General features: G+C 58.9%; 17 protein-coding genes, 1 tRNA gene and 1 pseudogene. 11 read left to right on the top strand and 8 right to left on the bottom strand.

What is annotated here, in order from left to right; translation table 11 throughout:
- The 3 genes and pseudogenes from ACR0KL_RS20265 to ACR0KL_RS20255 all read right to left on the bottom strand — a co-directional run.
- A pseudogene (locus ACR0KL_RS20265) lies at nt 1–418 on the bottom strand (hypothetical protein); the annotation flags it as partial.
- Nucleotides 405–836, bottom strand: a complete 432-nt coding sequence (locus tag ACR0KL_RS20260) for a DUF5681 domain-containing protein (protein ID WP_170642874.1) — start codon at nt 834–836, stop codon at nt 405–407. The gene ACR0KL_RS20260 and the pseudogene ACR0KL_RS20265, both read right to left, overlap by 14 nt.
- The gene (locus tag ACR0KL_RS20255) at nt 829–2,223 is read right to left on the bottom strand and encodes a site-specific DNA-methyltransferase (RefSeq protein WP_480777434.1); all 1,395 of its coding nucleotides are present in this window, start codon (nt 2,221–2,223) and stop codon (nt 829–831) included. The genes ACR0KL_RS20260 and ACR0KL_RS20255 overlap by 8 nt, the downstream gene beginning before the upstream one ends.
- A 448-nt stretch (nt 2,224–2,671) precedes the next feature.
- Between ACR0KL_RS20255 and ACR0KL_RS20250 the strand changes: the two genes are divergently transcribed.
- From ACR0KL_RS20250 to ACR0KL_RS20240, 3 genes are read left to right on the top strand one after another with little or no spacing between them, the layout of a single operon-like run.
- Entirely contained in the window at nt 2,672–2,902 is a 231-nt protein-coding gene (locus tag ACR0KL_RS20250) for a DUF3489 domain-containing protein (protein WP_170461155.1), read from the top strand.
- The gene (locus ACR0KL_RS20245; protein WP_170461153.1) at nt 2,899–3,315 is read left to right on the top strand and encodes a DUF2924 domain-containing protein; all 417 of its coding nucleotides are present in this window, start codon (nt 2,899–2,901) and stop codon (nt 3,313–3,315) included. The genes ACR0KL_RS20250 and ACR0KL_RS20245 overlap by 4 nt, the downstream gene beginning before the upstream one ends.
- Nucleotides 3,312–4,991, top strand: coding sequence for a recombinase family protein (locus tag ACR0KL_RS20240; protein ID WP_480777433.1), 1,680 nt, complete (start codon nt 3,312–3,314; stop codon nt 4,989–4,991). Before ACR0KL_RS20245 ends, ACR0KL_RS20240 begins: the two co-directional genes overlap by 4 nt.
- A gap of 375 nt (nt 4,992–5,366) precedes the next feature.
- On the opposite strand, the gene ACR0KL_RS20235 is transcribed toward ACR0KL_RS20240, so the two are convergent.
- Nucleotides 5,367–5,456, bottom strand: a tRNA-Ser gene (locus ACR0KL_RS20235).
- Between the two features lie 202 nt (nt 5,457–5,658).
- Here ACR0KL_RS20235 and ACR0KL_RS20230 point away from each other — a divergent pair.
- Genes ACR0KL_RS20230 through ACR0KL_RS20195 form a run of 8 tightly spaced genes read left to right on the top strand, consistent with a single transcriptional unit; the run spans nt 5,659 to nt 13,242 of the window.
- Nucleotides 5,659–6,978 (top strand): SPOR domain-containing protein, encoded by a 1,320-nt coding sequence (locus tag ACR0KL_RS20230; RefSeq protein WP_480777432.1) that lies wholly within the window; start codon nt 5,659–5,661, stop codon nt 6,976–6,978.
- Nucleotides 6,979–6,994: 16 nt separating this feature from the next.
- Nucleotides 6,995–8,161: a D-alanyl-D-alanine carboxypeptidase family protein gene (locus tag ACR0KL_RS20225; protein ID WP_170375197.1), complete on the top strand. Its 1,167-nt coding sequence runs from the start codon at nt 6,995–6,997 to the stop codon at nt 8,159–8,161.
- On the top strand, nt 8,158–8,784 hold the full coding sequence (tmk, locus tag ACR0KL_RS20220; protein ID WP_170664917.1) for a dTMP kinase: 627 nt from the start codon (nt 8,158–8,160) through the stop codon (nt 8,782–8,784). The genes ACR0KL_RS20225 and tmk overlap by 4 nt, the downstream gene beginning before the upstream one ends.
- 3 nt (nt 8,785–8,787) lie before the next feature.
- On the top strand, nt 8,788–9,909 hold the full coding sequence (locus tag ACR0KL_RS20215) for a DNA polymerase III subunit delta' (RefSeq protein ID WP_170678586.1): 1,122 nt from the start codon (nt 8,788–8,790) through the stop codon (nt 9,907–9,909).
- On the top strand, nt 9,906–10,712 hold the full coding sequence (locus tag ACR0KL_RS20210; RefSeq protein WP_170678584.1) for a TatD family hydrolase: 807 nt from the start codon (nt 9,906–9,908) through the stop codon (nt 10,710–10,712). Before ACR0KL_RS20215 ends, ACR0KL_RS20210 begins: the two co-directional genes overlap by 4 nt.
- Nucleotides 10,709–11,506 carry an MBL fold metallo-hydrolase gene (locus ACR0KL_RS20205; protein WP_170554385.1) on the top strand — a complete coding sequence of 266 codons (798 nt, stop codon included), beginning with the start codon at nt 10,709–10,711 and terminating at the stop codon, nt 11,504–11,506. The genes ACR0KL_RS20210 and ACR0KL_RS20205 overlap by 4 nt, the downstream gene beginning before the upstream one ends.
- A gap of 45 nt (nt 11,507–11,551) precedes the next feature.
- Nucleotides 11,552–12,484: an AEC family transporter gene (locus ACR0KL_RS20200; protein ID WP_170678582.1), complete on the top strand. Its 933-nt coding sequence runs from the start codon at nt 11,552–11,554 to the stop codon at nt 12,482–12,484.
- A 59-nt stretch (nt 12,485–12,543) separates the two neighbouring features.
- Nucleotides 12,544–13,242 (top strand): CbiX/SirB N-terminal domain-containing protein, encoded by a 699-nt coding sequence (locus ACR0KL_RS20195; RefSeq protein ID WP_170678580.1) that lies wholly within the window; start codon nt 12,544–12,546, stop codon nt 13,240–13,242.
- Between the two features lie 2 nt (nt 13,243–13,244).
- On the opposite strand, the gene ACR0KL_RS20190 is transcribed toward ACR0KL_RS20195, so the two are convergent.
- The 4 genes from ACR0KL_RS20190 to ACR0KL_RS20175 form a co-directional block, all read right to left on the bottom strand.
- Nucleotides 13,245–14,237 carry a diguanylate cyclase domain-containing protein gene (locus ACR0KL_RS20190; protein ID WP_480777431.1) on the bottom strand — a complete coding sequence of 331 codons (993 nt, stop codon included), beginning with the start codon at nt 14,235–14,237 and terminating at the stop codon, nt 13,245–13,247.
- Nucleotides 14,234–14,821, bottom strand: coding sequence for a heme NO-binding domain-containing protein (locus ACR0KL_RS20185; RefSeq protein WP_170642979.1), 588 nt, complete (start codon nt 14,819–14,821; stop codon nt 14,234–14,236). Before ACR0KL_RS20185 ends, ACR0KL_RS20190 begins: the two co-directional genes overlap by 4 nt.
- 106 nt (nt 14,822–14,927) lie before the next feature.
- The gene (locus tag ACR0KL_RS20180) at nt 14,928–16,487 is read right to left on the bottom strand and encodes a trimethylamine methyltransferase family protein (protein WP_170678576.1); all 1,560 of its coding nucleotides are present in this window, start codon (nt 16,485–16,487) and stop codon (nt 14,928–14,930) included.
- A gap of 122 nt (nt 16,488–16,609) precedes the next feature.
- The gene (locus tag ACR0KL_RS20175) at nt 16,610–17,302 is read right to left on the bottom strand and encodes an HAD family hydrolase (RefSeq protein WP_170678574.1); all 693 of its coding nucleotides are present in this window, start codon (nt 17,300–17,302) and stop codon (nt 16,610–16,612) included.
- Between the last annotated feature and the right edge of the window lie 4 nt (nt 17,303–17,306).

The raw sequence follows: 17,306 nt of genomic DNA, 5'->3' as shown, positions 1-17,306 counted from the left end.
TTTCTTCTGAGGTGTTGCCCTTTCTAGCCAAGACCGTTTCAGGGAACATTTCCCGGTACCAGCGCGCAGACATGATCCGACGACAATCTTCGGAATGTTTGCGCGCCAGATCCAACCCATAGCTGGCAACGATGATCTTGGCGCTGGGGTTATGACCGAGAAGATAAGCGACATATGCAACGGCCACGGTGACCGATTTCAGGCACCGGGGCGGAATGTTGATAATCAACCGCTTGTTCTCGCCGACGCGTACGTTGTCCAACTCATGGCACATAGCACGCACATGCCAGGCCGGATCAAAGCCGCGGTCAACCCCCTGGTGCAGCGTGCCAAACACACGCCACACGAAGGGAAAGAAATTGTCCCGGCAAACCTCGCGAGCGGCTTGCACGACGATTTTTGGATCAGGAGTCGTCATCTTCCGCCTCCTCGTTTGCCAGATCACCGTCACCGTCCAGTTGGCTGGAAAAGAAATCCCGGAGGATGTCGTAGTCGACAGCGTCCGGCTCAACCGCACGGACGCTTTCTTGCGCGTCCAATTCACTTGCGTTGAACAGATCTGTGTCCAGCTTAAGCAGCGCCATCAACAATTTCGTGTCGCCCTTCAACGCGCCTGCTGTGAACCGCTTGGCAATTGCCTCAGCCTTGGAAATCCGGATTTCGTGGCTGCCTTCGCGAACCGTAATCTTGGTTTCCAATTCGCGTTTCAAGCTGGCATTCACCCCTTTGGCACCTTTCGGCCGCCCTTTCGGATTGCCAGAGCGGCCTTTCTTGAACCGGGTCGCTTTGGGCGGCTTGCCGTAACCCACCTCGTAGTCTTTCGTATCGTCAGACATGATCCGCCTCCAGCTCTGAAGTGGCATCGGTTGCCGCAGAATGCGCATCGAACGTCTGGCCGGTCACCGCGTGCACGGCGTTCTCACCAGTCATCTCCTGCCAACGGCGGATGGCGACATCGACATAGGCCGGGTCGAGCTCAATGAGCCGCGCCCGGCGCCCGGTTTTCTCTGCTGCCAGCAAGGTCGCCCCGGACCCGCCAAAGGCGTCCAGCACGACATCGCCGCGGTGGCTCACATCCATGATGGCATCCGCCACCAAAGCTGTCGGCTTCACCGTTGGATGATCCGCGAGATCCGCCTCGCGCCCTGCCCCAAAGCTGTTCACACCGGCGTAATCCCAGACGTTGGTCCGGTTGCGCCCGTGTTTGCCCAGCTCGACGTTGTTGATGTGCGGCGCACCAGGCTTCTTGAAAATGCAAATCAGCTCATGCTTTGAGCGATAAAGGCTGCCCATGCCTCCGTTCGTCTTGTTCCAGACGCAGAGATTGATGAGGTCCAATCCAGCTGCTTTGCCCGCCGTAATCAGTTCTTCGATATGACGCCAATCCATGCAGATCATCGCGATGCCTCCGTCCGGCAGGCAGTCAAACAAACGATTAATCACGCTTGTGAGAAAGCCACGGAATTCGCTGTCCGACATTTCTCCTGACGCCATGGCAAACTCGCGGTGTTCGGCGCTATTGCCGGACCGCACATGCCCATTGACCGGCACGTTGTAAGGCGGATCGGAGAAGACTATCTGCGGGGTCTCGCCTTCCAGCAAGGTGTCGTAGCTCTGGGCTTGAAGGGCGTCCCCGCAGAAAATGCGATGATCTCCGAGAACCCAGAGGTCGCCCGGCTCCGTGACTACGGGTGCCGCAGGGTCCGGCGTCTCAACAGTTTCCGCTACAGATTCCGTCACCTCACCGACGCTGTCGATAATGATGTCGATCTCCGGTGTTTCGAACCCTGTGATGTCCAGATCAAAGTTCAACTCGCCATCAAGGCTGAGGTCCATCAGCTCGGCAAATTCGATCTGCAACGCCGCTTCATTCCAGTCCGACAATTCCGCCAGCTTATTGTCCGCAATGCGCAGAGCGCGCACTTCCGCTTCTGACAAATGATCCGCGACAACAGTCGGCACGGACATCAACCCCAGGGCCTTGGCGGCTTCATAGCGGCCATGACCCGCGATGATTGTGCCCGAACCATCCAACAGGATCGGAGTGACAAAGCCAAACTGGGCCACCGATGCTTTCAGTTTGTCGACATTCTTGGCCGCGTGCACGCGGTTGTTGTTGGCGTAGGGCTTGATCTGGCTGATCTGGGATTGGATAACTTTTTCGGCCATCCAGATAGGCGTATTGGACGCCCGAACGTCGCTGTGTGTGTTTTTGGCAGGCATAACCGCCTCCTTTTGCGTGACGCCGCGCGGACGTCGAGATGGAGGGATCGCGCTGGAAAATCGGAGAGAGCACAAATCGCAACTTCCCGGACCAATTGATCCGAGACGTTGCTCCTTTGAATGCTCTCTGCGGAAACCTGTGTTTCCAATGAGTGCTGCCTGCGGGAGCAGTTTCCCGCCCTGATAGTCCGGGCGATTAGGTCGAATGTAGGTGCCATCAATACGAGACGCAACCCCCCAAACTAAAAGTAACCAATTAAGATTGTTGACGAATAATCGGGGGTACGGCAGCGACGCCCCTCAAAACACACGCCTCCAGTAATCGTTTCAGAAAGAGCTGGACTGTTGCCGTCAACCACGCATCACTGAACCCACGCCCGAGCCATTCGGGCGCTCCTCGGTACCGGGGTTCGGCATCTCGCTGACCCAAGATCAGAGGAGACAGTTAATGTCCAAACGGAAGCAAACCAAAATTGACAAGGTTCAAGCTTTGTTGCGTCGCCCGAGCGGCGCCAGCCTTGAGGCGCTCTGCAAAGCAACGGGGTGGCAGCCTCATTCGGTCCGAGCGGCTCTAAGCGGCCTGCGGAAAAAAGGCGTCACAATTGAAAGGCGGGCATCCGACAAACCAAATGGAGCATCCACATATCATCTGGCGGCGGGAACTGGAGAAGTGTCATGACCAAGACGAGCGATGTTGCCGATCTCGCCGCCATGGGTCGATCGGATCTGGTCACGCTTTGGCAGCAACTGTTTGATCAGCCCGCCCCCGCCATGCTCAGCCAACCCTTCCTGCGCCGTTTTATCGCCTTTGAGATGCAGTCCCGCCGTCATGGCGGGCTACCCCGGCAGGTCAAAGCAACGCTGGAAAAGGGTTCCGAGAAAAAACCCCGGCCAGCCTGCCCTGCTCTTAAACCCGGCGGGCGCCTTCTGCGCGAGTGGAATAGCGTGACCCATGTGGTCGACGTTACAGAAGACGGCTTCACTTGGAACGGTCGGTCCTATCGCTCACTCTCGGCCATCGCCCGAAAAATTACCGGCGCGCATTGGTCAGGGCCGCGTTTCTTCGGGCTCTCCGGAAAGATCGCTAAATGAGCCCGCGCCGTAAAATCCGATGCGCCATCTATACGCGCAAGTCGTCAGAGGATGGGTTGGACCAGGACTTCAATTCACTAGATGCGCAATATGAAGCCTGCGCGGCCTATGTCGCCAGCCAGCGACATGAAGGCTGGACCCTACTGCCCGGGCGCTACGATGACGGTGGCCTGTCGGGCGGCACCCTAGAGCGCCCCGCCCTTCAGCGCCTTCTTGAAGAGATCGATGCCGGGCGTATTAACATGGTGGTGGTCTACAAGATTGACCGGCTGACCCGGTCGCTTGCCGACTTCTCGCAGCTGGTCGAACGGCTGGAAAAGGCGAACTGTTCTTTTGTGTCCGTCACACAAGCATTCAATACCTCCTCATCCATGGGTCGGTTGACTCTGAATGTGCTGTTGTCCTTTGCTCAGTTTGAACGGGAAGTCACCGCCGAACGTATTCGCGACAAGATTGCAGCGTCGAACAAGAAGGGGCTTTGGATGGGTGGCAACCTGCCTCTGGGCTATGATCGCCACCCCGATCCGAAGGCAAGAACGCTGGTGGTGAATGAAGAGGAGGCCAGAACGGTCCGGCATCTCTTTGGGCTTTATGACGAGCTTGGTTGCCTGCGCAAAGTAGAAGAACGGGCAAAGGCAGAAGACCTGCGGTCAAAACGGGTTGTTCGGACAGATGGCAGTGTGAAGGGGGATTGTCCGCTGTCACGGGGTCAAATCTATTACCTGCTGCGCAATCCGGTCTATCTCGGAAAAATCCGCCACAAGGATAAGATCTGGGACGGACAACATCCGGCGATCATCGATCAGGACATCTGGGACCGGGTGCAGGAAAAAATGCGACAGGCCTCCAACCGCTCGCGGGCACGCGGCGACTCCGATGCGCGCCAACACTCCACTGACCCCGGGGCCTGGCTCACCGGTCTGCTGTATGACGAAACTGGTGATCGGTTGACGCCGACCCACACCACGCGCAAAGGCCGACGGTTGCGCTACTATATCTCCAATCGACTGATCTCAGGCGGCAAGGATATCTCTGGCTGGCGACTGCCCGGCCCTGCGCTGGAAAACGCGGTCATTGATGTCATCGTCAGACATTTGCAAGACGCCGCCGCGGCGCACCAAGTACTGGCGCAGCCGGAGGCCGGGTCAGCCGAGGCAGTTCAGACTTCAGTTGCGGATTTAGTAACCCGGCTTCTAGGCCATGGCTGTCAGATCGGCGCTGCTCTTCTGGCCAAAGGCAAACTTGCACGAGGTCAGATCGACCTCGAATTTAACCCTAAAACTCTGGCAAGCGCACTTGGCATCGCGGCCGATCATCTGCACCCGGATCTCACCGACATCACCACATCTTTCGATCTGCGCCGCCGCGGCGTCGAGGCCAAGGTCATCGCCGGAGACATGGCACCCCAACCTGATCCCCACCTCCGGTCCATGCTGATCCGCGCGCATGGCTGGGCCCGTGATCTGAAGGCCGGAGTTCAACTGATGGAGATTGCCCGCCGCGAAAGCGTCCCTGACGCCTTCATCCGCACCCGTGCTCAGCTCGCCTTTCTCTCACCAAAGATTCAAACGGCGATTCTCGACGGGACCCAGCCGCCCGAACTCACACTCAAGCGTCTGGTCAGCAAGACCCACCCACTTGATTGGTCCGAACAGGAACGCCTGTTCGGCTTTTGATAGCTCCAGATCCTGCTTCCCTGATACAGGGTTCGCCCTCCCTGATCCGTCGGCACAATTCCCTGTTCCCACGAGAAAATTCCCTGTTCCACCTTTTAGGGAATTTGCAGCATTAACCTCTGAAAAACATACAGTTCTGATAAGAGAAATGACGGAAGTCAGTCCCGGTTTGCGAAAATTCCCTGTAAATTGCAGGTTATCAGGGAAATCCAGCCCAAAGCGACCCCGCTAAAATGCGACACTGAGACTGGCGCCTGAATTGTCCTCTGAATGTACGGTTTGCTTCGTCTCTGATTGAAAGCGCATGCGCCAACGCGCGGGAATTGCGTAACAATTCCGGATCAGAAAATACAACTGAAGTGAGACAGGTATGAGTGGCGGGGAGACAGGGATTCGAACCCTGGGGACGCTCTCACGCCCAACGGTTTTCAAGACCGCCGCATTCGACCACTCTGCCACCTCCCCGTCGAAAGCAGGGTCTAAGGCCAACTGAAATCAGAGGCAAGTCGAAATCGGGAAATCTTGCCGAAGCCCAAGCAGCGGACTTTCCATAGAACCATACCCACGTTATGATCTGCATGAAAGACCGCAGCAGACCGGCGCGAAGAACCGGCAGGCTGACGGTGGGGCTCGGGGAACGAGGCCCCTTCAGGCAAGGGATGACAAAATGAAGCGAGCGACTGAGATCCGCCTAGGGCCAAAACGGCTGGCGTACTTGGCTTTAGCCTTGGTGGTGTTGTCGGGTTGCGAGGAAACGCTGGCAACCGCAGAAAAACCCGACGAAAACACGAGCAAGAACGAACTTTTCCCGCAATCCTCCGGCGACACGCAGCGCGATGTCGAAGCACCGGACGTGTTCCAATTGACCGAGGCCGGATTGTGGGACGGCCGCCCATCGCTGGGCGGGATCTGGGTGGCCCACCCTGATGTGACTCAGCCCGAGCGGGTGATCATCAAAAACGCCTCGAACAACAAATCCGTAACTGGCGCTTTGTTCCGGCGTGAACGCAACTTGCCCGGTCCCGCCTTGCAGGTATCATCTGCAGCGGCGGAGCAATTGGGTATCCTTGCTGGCGCGCCGACCAAGATCAACGTGGTGGCCTTGCGGCGCGAAGCCATCGAGGTCGCGCCCGAGCCCGAGCCCGAGGTCACTGAGGCCGAGACCGCCCCGGAAGCAAGCACCGAAACTGCCGCCAATGACGTGGCCGAGGTTGATGCATCCGAGGCCACCTCAGAGACGGAAAAGCCGGCCAAGCGCAAATGGTGGCAGAAGAAAGCCCCCGCCGCAGCGGCGACTGCTGGCGTTGTGGGCGCAGCCGCTGTTGCCTCGGACGCAGCCGAGGATGGGGCCGTAGCTGCCGTAGCTAGTGACGTGGCCGAAGTTGATGCGCCCGAAGCCACCTCCGAGACGGAAAAACCGGCCAAGCGCAAATGGTGGCAGAAGAAAGAGCCCGCCGCAGCGGCGACCGCAGGCGCTGTAGGCGCAGCCGCTGTTGCCTCGGACGCAGCCGTGGATGGGGCCGAGGCCGCCGTCGAGGCCACCGCAGAGGTATCGGCGGCCAGCACGGCTCCGGCTTTGACCGATGCGCCAGTGGTTGCGCCCGCCGAAAAACCGGCCAAGCGCAAGTGGTGGCAGAAAAAAGATCCCAATGCGATCACCGAAACTACGCTTGACCCGATCGAAGGGGCCGCAGCCGCTATCGACGCCGCAGAGCCGACGCCTGTCGCCACGACGGCCGCCACGACATCTTCTCTTTCGAAACCCTTTGTTCAGGTTGGTACGTTTGGTGTTCAGTCCAATGCCGACAGCGCCGCCGCCAAGATCCGCAGAAATGGCATGTCGGCCGAGGTGCGAGAGTTGAAGACCGAAGACAACACCGTCTGGCGCGTGCTGGTCGGACCCGCCGCCACCCGCGCCGAGCGCAAGGCCATCCAGAACGACGTGAAAGATCTGGGCTTTGGCGACGCGTTCACCGTGGCCAACTGAGAACAGGAGGCACCTTATGCTATCCGCATTGCGAACATCCGTTTTCACCCTCGGGATGGCTGTTCTGGCCCTGCCCGCCCACGCGTTCGACACCTCGGCGCGCGCGGCATATGTAATGGATCAGACCACAGGCACCGTGCTTCTTTCCAAAGACGCTGATCAGCCGCTTCCGCCCGCATCCATGTCCAAGCTCATGACGCTCTATGTCGCGTTCGAAGCCCTACGTGATGGGCGTTTGACGCTGCAGGAGACATTGCCTGTCTCGGAACATGCCATGAGCTATGGCGGCTCAACCATGTTCCTGAACACGCAGGACCGTGTGTCTGTCGAGGATCTGATACGGGGCATTATCGTACTGTCTGGCAATGACGCTTGCGTGGTGATCGCCGAGGCGCTCAGCCCCGATGGGACCGAGGCCGGATTTGCCCGCTATATGACCCAGCGCGCGCAGCAGATGGGGATGAACAACTCAAACTTTGCCAACTCCAACGGCTGGCCCGCTGCCGGGCATATGATGTCCGTGCATGATTTGGCCGTTCTCGCAGATAGGCTGATCACGGATTTCCCCGAATATTACCCTCTGTTCGCTGAAGAAGAATTCGAGTTTGACGGGCGCGCGCCTTCGAACAAGCGCAACCGCAACCCGCTGCTACGGCTGAACATTGGGGCCGACGGCCTGAAAACCGGCCACACGCAAGAGGCCGGCTACGGCCTTGTCGGATCGGCCAAACAAGGCGACCGCCGGGTGATCTTCGTTCTCACTGGCCTAGACAGTACCGCTCAGCGGGCAGAGGAGGCTGAGTCCGTGGTTAACTGGTCGTTTCGAAATTTTGTCGAGAGGACAGTTGCCACCGAAGAAGCGCCGATAGCCGAAGCCAAGCTGTGGATGGGTGAGAAAAAGACCGTGGGTCTGGTGCCCGACGGCGACCTGAATGTTTTGTTCCCGGTTCTGGGCACCCAGAATATCGAAGCCGAAGTTGTCTATGACGGCCCCATCAACGCACCTGTTGCCAAAGGTCAGCAACTGGCCGAGCTCGTTATCAAGCCCGAAGGCTTGCCCGAAATCCGCCGCCCTCTGTTCGCGGCCGAGGATGTCCCTCTAGGCGGCTTCATGGTGCGCATGATGACGGTCGGTGGCATTGTTCTGAAAGACGTTATTAATAACCCGCTGGAGTCGATGTGACGCAACGCGGGTTATTCCTGACCTTTGAAGGCATAGACGGATCAGGCAAATCAACTCAGGCCCGGATGCTGGCCGAGTCCCTCCGCAATGCGGGCCATCAGGTCGTTCTGACGCGTGAACCCGGCGGGTCACCGGGGGCCGAAGAAATCCGCCGCCTTGTACTCGAAGGCGACCCTGACCGATGGTCGGCGGAAACCGAGTTGTTGCTATTCACCGCAGCCCGCCGCGATCATTTAGAACGGACAATCGAACCGGCCCTCGCCGCGGGCCAGGTCGTGATCTGCGACCGCTTTGCCGATAGCACAAGGATGTATCAGGGCCTGTCCCGTGGAAACCTACGGGCGGTGGTCGATCAGCTCCATGACCTTATGATCGGTCGCGAGCCGGACATGACCCTTCTGATCGACATGGACCCGGACACAGGCCTGTCTCGTGCCAAGGGGCGACAGGGCACCGAGGAGCGGTTCGAAGATTTCGGCCCTGCCCTGCAAAAACAGATGCGCGCCGGGTTTCTGGCGCTGGCCGATGAGTTTTCCGACCGGTTTCGCGTCATCGATGGCAATCGCGACATGGACAGTGTCGCACAGGATGTGAGAGATATCGTCGAGGCAGCTTTGCGATAGACGATGAGCGACGACATCCCAACCCCAGATCAGGCGCCCGGAGCGCCGCATCCGCGTGAGACCGCGCAGCTGTTCGGGCAGGACACGGCCGAGCAAGCCTTTCTGAACGCCTACAACTCGGACCGGTTACACCATGGTTGGCTTCTGACCGGCCCGCGTGGGGTCGGCAAGGCCACGTTAGCATGGCGGATCGCGCGGTTTCTGCTCGCCACCCCTCCGGCGGATGACGGAGGGCTGTTCGGCGCGCCTCCGCCCCCGCAAACGCTGGAGATCGACCCGGATCATCCGGTAACGCATCGCATATTTGCTGGCGCAGAACCGGGGCTGGCGGCGATCACCCGGTCGCTGAATGATCAGGGGCGTCTCCGGAATGAGATCGTGGTGGATGACATCCGCAAGCTGGGCAAGTTCTTCGGCCTGTCCTCGGCAGATGGCGGGCGGCGAGTGGTCATTGTGGACGCGGCTGATGAGATGAACGTCAGCGCCGCGAATGCCCTTCTGAAAATGCTTGAGGAGCCACCGGCGCGCACCACGTTACTGCTGATCTCGCACCAACCCTCTCGCCTGTTGCCCACCATCCGGTCTCGGTGCCGCACCTTGCGTCTCTCACCTCTGGGTCCTGAGGATATGCAGGCCGCTTTAGCGCAAACCGGGGCTGAGGTTCCCAGCCAAACCGATCACCTTGCCGCTCTGGCCGCCGGGTCGGTGGGCGATGCGGTTCGTCTGATCAATCTGGGCGGGCTTGAAATCTATGCCGAGTTGATCGCCATTCTGGGCACCTTGCCCCGAATGGACCGTCAGCGCGCCCTTAAGCTGGCCGAAGCCGCCGCCCAGCGCGGCGCAGCCGAACGTTTCGAGCTGTTGCTGACCCTGATCGACGTGGCACTATCTCGTCTGGCAATGACCGGCGCGACAGGCGCAGCCCCCTTACCGGAAGCCGCCCCCAACGAGGCGGAAACTCTGACCCGGCTTTCGGCCTCACCTCATCAGGCCCGCAACTGGGCCGAGGTGGCGGCAACGATCACCGCCCGAGTACGTCATGGTCAGGCGGTGAACCTTGACCCTGCCGCGTTGGTCCTAGATACGATGTTCAAGATACAAGAAACCTCCGGTCAGAGCAGATGAGCAACATCCCCCAGATCACCGATAGCCATTGCCATCTGGATTTCCCCGATTTCGAAGGGCAACTGGACCAGATCATCACCAATGCAGCCGAGGCCGGTGTGACCCGCATGGTCACTATCTGCACCCGCCTGCGCAATGAACCCAGCGTGCGCGCCATCGCCGAGGCTCATGCACCGATCTTCTATGCCGCCGGCACCCACCCGATGAGCGCGGCGGACGAGCCGATGGCCACGGTCGATGAACTGGTCGCATTGGCGCAGCACCCCAAATTCGTGGGCATCGGCGAGACCGGGTTGGACTATCACTACACCGCCGACAGCGCCGAGGTGCAAAAGCAATCCCTACGCATTCATATTGAGGCGGCCCAATGCACCGGCCTGCCTCTGATCATCCACGCCCGCGCAGCCGATGACGATATGGCGCGCATTCTGGCCGAGGAATACCGCAACGCGCCCTATTCCTGCGTGATGCACTGTTTTTCATCCTCGGCCGAGTTGGCAAAAGCTGCCCTTGACCTTGGGTTCTACCTGTCTATGTCCGGAATTGCCACTTTCCCCAAAAGTCAGGAGCTACGCGATATCTTCGCTATCGCCCCGGTAGACCGCATTCTGGTCGAAACCGACGCCCCTTATCTTGCCCCGCCCCCATACCGGGGCAAACGCAATGAACCCGCCTATACCGCTCACACTGCCCGCAAAGGGGCCGAGGTATTCGGCATGGATTACGCAGATTTCGCCGCCCAGACACAGGTAAACTTTGACCGCCTGTTCTCAAAAGCGGCACAGTATAAGGCCGCCGCATGACACAGCTGCGCTGCACCATTTTGGGCTGCGGGTCCTCGGGCGGCGTACCGCGCCTTGGTGGGCATTGGGGCGATTGCGACCCCGAGAACCCAAAAAATATCCGCCGCCGCTGCTCGATGCTGGTCGAAAGAGACGGGCCGGAGGGTACGACCTCGGTCCTGATCGACACCTCGCCGGATATGCGCAGCCAGCTTCTGGATACCGGAACCGGGCGGCTCGACGGGGTGGTCTATACTCATTCTCACGCCGATCACGTGCACGGCCTTGATGATCTGAGAATGATCGTCTTCAACATGAAGACCCGTGTTCCGGTCTGGGCGGATGGCGACACCCAGAATGCACTGCTGGGGCGCTTCGGATATGCGTTCATCCAGCCCGAGGGCTCTCCGTACCCACCGATTCTGGAGCTTAAATCTATTGACGGCCCGTTCGAGGTCGACGGCCCCGGAGGTCCGATCCCCCTGCGCCCGTTCCGCGTGAACCACGGATCAATCGACGCGCTAGGGTTTCGGATGGGCAAGCTAGCCTATCTGCCCGATGTCGCCGAAATCTATGACGATGCATGGGTTGAGATGGAAGGCCTGGATTGTCTGGTCATCGACGCCCTGCGCCGCGCGCCGCACCCTACCCATGCGCATCTGGAAAAAACGCTGGGGTGGATTGAGAAACTTCAGCCAAAGCGCGCCGTTCTGACCAATATGCATATCGACCTGGACTATGCGACGGTCGAGGCCGAAACCGCCGGCCATATCACCCCCGCCTTTGACGGGATGGTGATCGAGCAAGCGCTGTAAGGCCCTGCCTTTTGCGGCACACATATCGCCAAAACCGGGGGCGATATGCTTCAAAGCCTGATTGACGTCATCCTACCGGTCTTTCTGGTGATTGGCGCGGGCTATGCTGCGACCCGTTCGGGCTATTTCAAGGAGGTGCATGTCGACGGGTTGATGCGCTTCACGCAGGGCTTTGCTATTCCCTGCCTCTTGTTTCTCGCCATCGCCCATCTGGATCTCAGCGCTAGTTTCGACCCTCGACTTCTGGTCAGTTTCTATTCCGCAGCCGCACTTTGTTTTACTGCGGGGCTGTTTGGGGCACGGCTGATCTTTGGCCGTGATTGGGAAGACTGCGTCGCCATCGGCTTTTGCTGCCTGTTTTCGAACTCTGTCCTTCTGGGACTGCCCATTACCGAACGCGCCTATGGCCCAGAAAGCCTGACGGGCAACTACGCGATCATCGCCTTCCACTCACCGTTCTGCTACGGCGTTGGGATCACGGTTATGGAGATCGTGCGCAATCGCGGCCATGGTGGCACAAAAATGGTGCGCTCGGTTCTGTCTGCGATGTTCAAGAACGCGTTGATCCTTGGTATCGCGCTTGGCTTTGTCGTCAATCTGTCCGGGCTGGTCATTCCACAAGTGGTGGATGAGGCGCTGGAACTCGTGACTCGTGCCGCCTTGCCCGGCGCGTTGTTCGCGCTGGGTGGCGTGCTTGTGAAATACAAACCCGAAGGGGATCTGCGCACGATCGCCTATGTTTGCGGGATTTCTCTGATGTTGCACCCAAGCCTCGTGTGGCTGTTCGGAACATCCACAGGGCTGCCGCAAGACCTGTTCCGCTCCGGAGTGCTGAACGCAGCGATGGCGCCCGGTTTCAACGCTTATATTTTTGCCAACATGTACGGGCGCGCCAAGCGGGTCGCGGCCTCTTCAGTGCTGATCGGAACCGCCGCCTCGATCCTAACCGTCTGGCTTTGGCTGACACTTTTGGGCTAACACCCGCCTTGACATAGAGAACCGGCGACACACTTACCGCTCAAGAACAGGAGCCCGGAATGCCGCACGCCATAATCGTTGCCCATGGTCAGCCTTCAGACCCCAAACCGGCCGAGGCATCGCTGGCCACCTTCGCCGCAGAGGTGAACGCCCTCGCGGTCGATGTTTCGGTGCATTCTGCATCGCTGGCAAATCCCGGCGTACTTGAAGAGGTGATGGACAGCCTGCCCCACGACACGGTGATTTACCCCTTGTTCATGGCCAAAGGCTGGTTTGTGACCAGCGCCTTGCCAAAACGTATCGGGGATCGCAATTTGCGAATTCTGGACCCGTTGGGCACCGACCCCATGCTTCCCGATCTTGTGAGCGACGCGCTGAAATCGGCTCTGAAGACAAAAGGTTGGAGCGCGGCTGCGTCCGATCTGATCATCGCCGCGCACGGCTCAGGCCGCAGTAGAAATCCCTCGGCCGTCGCAAAAGACTTTGCCGAGCAACTGTCGCAGCGAATGACGTTCCGCTCGATCCGCGTCGGATTTGTCGAGGAACCCCCGTCAATTTCCGATGCTGCCAACGGGGCGTCAGAGCAGTCGCTTTGCCTGCCCTTCTTCGCCTGTCGCGGAGGACACGTGCTGGAAGATGTCCCAGAAGAGCTGGAAAAGGCGCATTTCCGCGGCACTGCCCTGCCAGTGATCGGCGAATTGCCCCCGATACAGCGCCAAATCGCAGACACTCTTCAAGCGGCGTTTTCCACGGCCTGATCTTAGGATTGCGCCTTGAGCAGCGTGGAATAGAGCCGGTGGCAGGATCGACCCTCTCGCTTGGCCTGATACAGCGCGAGGTCCGAGGCCTGCAAAACATCTTCAGCTCTCGGATTGTCAAAATGCGTGGACAAGGCCGTGCCGATACTTGCGGAGATACGGCAATCCTTGTCCTGAAACCTCATCGGCTGGTTCAGTCTTTCGATCAACCGGTCTGCGATCGTCGAAAGTCTGTCCGTGTTGGACAAGCCTTGGAAGATGATGACGAACTCATCCCCACCGATTCGTGCCACCGTGTCGTCGTCTCGGGTTTCTTCGATCATGATCCGGGCAGCCTGCTGCAAGACGAAATCCCCTGCGGCATGTCCTAGCAGGTCGTTCACAGATTTGAAGTAGTCCAGATCAATTTGCATCACCGCAAACGGCGCTTTCGACGCGGTCATCTGCCCTAGAAGGCTGTCCATTGCGCGCCGGTTTTTTACTCCGGTCAGGGTGTCGGTATAAGCCTGCTCCTCTGCCGCGAGCATTGCGCCCTGCAGCCTAAGGTTTAGCGACCGAGACGCATCCATTGCGGCCGATTTCGCCTCAACCAGATAGAGAAGTTCGATAGCCAGATCAGTGCCGGAAAAATCAGCGCTGGTCAGGGCATAGTCCCGCACCGCGTCGAGGATCGAGATACCGAAGGACAGGTTGATAACCGCCCCTTCCCCGCCCGGAAGCGGTGCAACCAGCCCCTTGAGGGCAGTACGCGGCTCATCATGAAATCGCAGGTTCAGGTTCGCACCGGCCAAAGCCATAAGCGCCGGTAAAGTTGTCACCGCGCGAGGGCGAACCATCTCAAAAACATCCAGGAAACTTTTCCCATCCATGACGCGGTCCGGGCGCAGCTTCTGCAATGTCGGACCGACGCGGAGGATGCGACCGTTCTGGTCAACCAGCAGAAACATCGGACACAGGGTTTTCAGCAGTTCTGCAAGATCATCCATCCGCGTCATGCGCCCCGTGCCCCCAGATCGAATTGCCGTCCCTCGGCAAACGAGCTTTCGACAAGCAGGATCGAGATCACCTCAGCCTCGCCCTTCTGCCCGTCATGCGACAACATCACCAAAGCACCGTAATCATCTGCCATCGCACGCAAAACACCGACCATTGCGCTGGCATATCCGGGCAGCCCGGGCCCACAGATAAGCTGGAATTCGGTCTGCGAAAGCTCTTGCAATTCGAGGGCCGGAAGAGACAGATCGGAAACAGCCAACCGCACCCGATCCGCCAGATCATCAAGGGAATGGAGGAATTCGACATAAGTCACGCCGCCAAATCGCAACAGGCGGCGCAGCCCTTCGGTATTGGGATGTGAGACCAGATAGGTTCCTACGTCTTCAAGAATCTCGGGTCGCGGCCGGGCGAGCTCCGTACTGAGCGCATCCAGCAGAGAGGCCGTGATCGCGTCATCGTAGGTCAACATGGCCTCAAACTCGGAAAACCCCAATCCGGCCGAATCTGTCACGCGCTGCCAGCACGGCCGCCCGTAGGTTGCGCATACAAACGACTGTATTGCCCGATTGATCAGACCATGCATCAGATGCCTCAGATTGGTTGCATCCGTACTGTGGCCTGACACTCCTTAACAAATAGCCAAGAACCGCCGCTGATCAGCGGAAAGACCCATTAGTATCAAAACGATATCAAAAGTCCGTCGGTGCCCCACCTTCGGCTTTGCGGCGGGTGACGAACTCAGCCAGCTCCTCGCGAATACCCTCATCCAGAGGGGGTGCTTCGAAACTTCCGATGATCTCTTTGAAGATGTGATGCGCGCGCTCAGCGGTCCAAATACCTCCTGCGATCTCCCAGCCTTCGTAGTTCTTCCAGTCGCTCAGAAACGGTTGATAGAAGGCGGTCGTGTAGCGGTCCTGAGTGTGCTGAATGCCAAAGAAATGCCCGTCATTCCCGACCGCACGGATAGCGTCCAGGGCGATTTCATCCGGGCCGGTCGCGGTGAGATCATGATTCATATACCTCTGAATTTGCTGAAGGATTTCACAATCCATAATGAACTTTTCAGGACTTGCAATCAGCCCGCCCTCAAGCCATCCCGCAGCGTGATAGACCATGTTGGTCCCCGATTGCACCGACGCCCAGAGCGAGTTTGACGTTTCCCATACCGACTGCCCATCTGGCACATTTGCCGCACAGACGCCCGACGATCGCATCGGCAGACCATAGAAGCGCGCCATCTGGCCGGTCATCTGAGTGGCCCGCATATACTCTGGCGTCCCAAAAGCCGGGGCCCCGGATTTCATATCCACGTTCGAGGTAAAGGTTCCAATCACGCAGGGAATCCCCGGGCGCACATATTGGAACAGAGCGATAGCACAGAGAGCTTCGGCCAGAGATTGCGCCACCGCGCCCGCGATGGTGACAGGGGCCATCGCTCCGGCCAAGGTAAATGGCGTGACAACAATCGCCTGACCGCGCCGCGCCAGACGCAGGCAGCCATCAATCATCGGGTGGTCGTGCTTCAGCGGTGAGGTCGAGTTGATGTTGGTGTACATCCGTGGTGTGGCTTCGAACTCTTCATGGCTCAACCCGCCTGCGATACGGACCATCTCCATCACGTCTTCGACCCGCTCTTTACCCAGTGAATAGGCGTGCATCGCCTTATCCGTCAAGGTCAGCTTGTCATAAAGCACATCCAGATGGCGGATGCTGGCGTGAATATCGACCGGCTCAACCGGGTAGCCGCCGGCAAAATGGATGCAGTTGAAATATTGTGTCAGCTTCAGCAGGTTACGGCACATCTCGCGGTTGCCGGGAACTTTGGTTCCGATCTCCATATCCCAGTAATTCGGAGGGGAGGAGACGTTGCCGAACAGGATGTTCCGCCCACCAATCTCGATCGTCCGGTCGGGATTGCGCGGCGTGATCGTGAAACGGCTCGGGGCTTTTGCCACCATCTCCATCACGAAATCACGGTCCATCCGTACGTTGTCACCGTCTATCTTACAGCCTGCCTCACGCAAGATTCCGATCGCTTCTTCGTTATAGAACTCGACCCCGATCTCTTCGAGAATTCGCATGGCACCGTCGTGGATTGCCTCGATCCCGTCCGGACCCAGAGGCTCGGTCGGCGCATCGATATTGACCGGAGGGTTCCACGGCATCTGATCAATAGCCGCGCTTCCCCTGCGCTCGGCAGCGCCAGCGCGCCCTCCGCTACGACGCCTGCGCGATTTGGTTCCGGCCATGTTCGACTCCCTGCCAGTTGCCTGCTCTCAAGCAAGCCCGGGAAAGCGGGAACAGGCCGTTCCATCTGCGACAGATTTTGTCGTTTACAAGCTTTGAACCGCCGGAAACGGATTCTGCAGATCTAGTTATCCGCCAACCAAGCCGGGATATGACCTATGTCGGGCAAGACAACATCCGCCATCGGCGCCAGTACGTCGGCTTTGGCGAGACCGGTAAGGACTCCGATCGTGGTCATCCCTGCCGCCCGCCCGGCCTGCAAGTCGTGCAGGCTGTCGCCGACCATGGCGATGCGGTCCGGCTGCACGCCAATATGCGCGGCGAATGCCAGCAACTGGCCAGGGCCGGGTTTGAAGCCATGTCCACTGTCATAACCGGCAATAAAGTCGAAATGGTCTTTGACGCCCACCGACTCCAGATGCTGAAGCGCCGGGTGTTCGCTGTCATTTGTGGCGACCCCCAGCTTGAGGCCGGCCTGTTTCAACGCATCCAGGAACGGCCCCAAAGGCACCGCCTGAGCTTGCGGCGCGGCTGCGGCCTCGGCATTCAATAACTCGATCAAGGCGTCACACGGCATGTCATCGACATGCGGCAACAAGGCTTCCGCGATTTCCTCAACGGTCCCTGCAATAACGACGCTATCAGGAGAATAGGTCTCGGTCTCAAGGTCGAAGCCGATGATCCGACCCAGTTCCGCTGCGCGGGCCGTGTCATTCTCGGACACGCGCAACAACATGGTCCGTCCGAACGTGCCCCAGGTGTTGGCGAAGTCAAACAGCGTGCCGTCCTTGTCGAACACGATCGCATCTATTGGCATGAAA

Source organism: Ruegeria sp. C8 (genome assembly GCF_056537565.1).
This window is presented reverse-complemented; position numbering and strand designations above follow the sequence as displayed.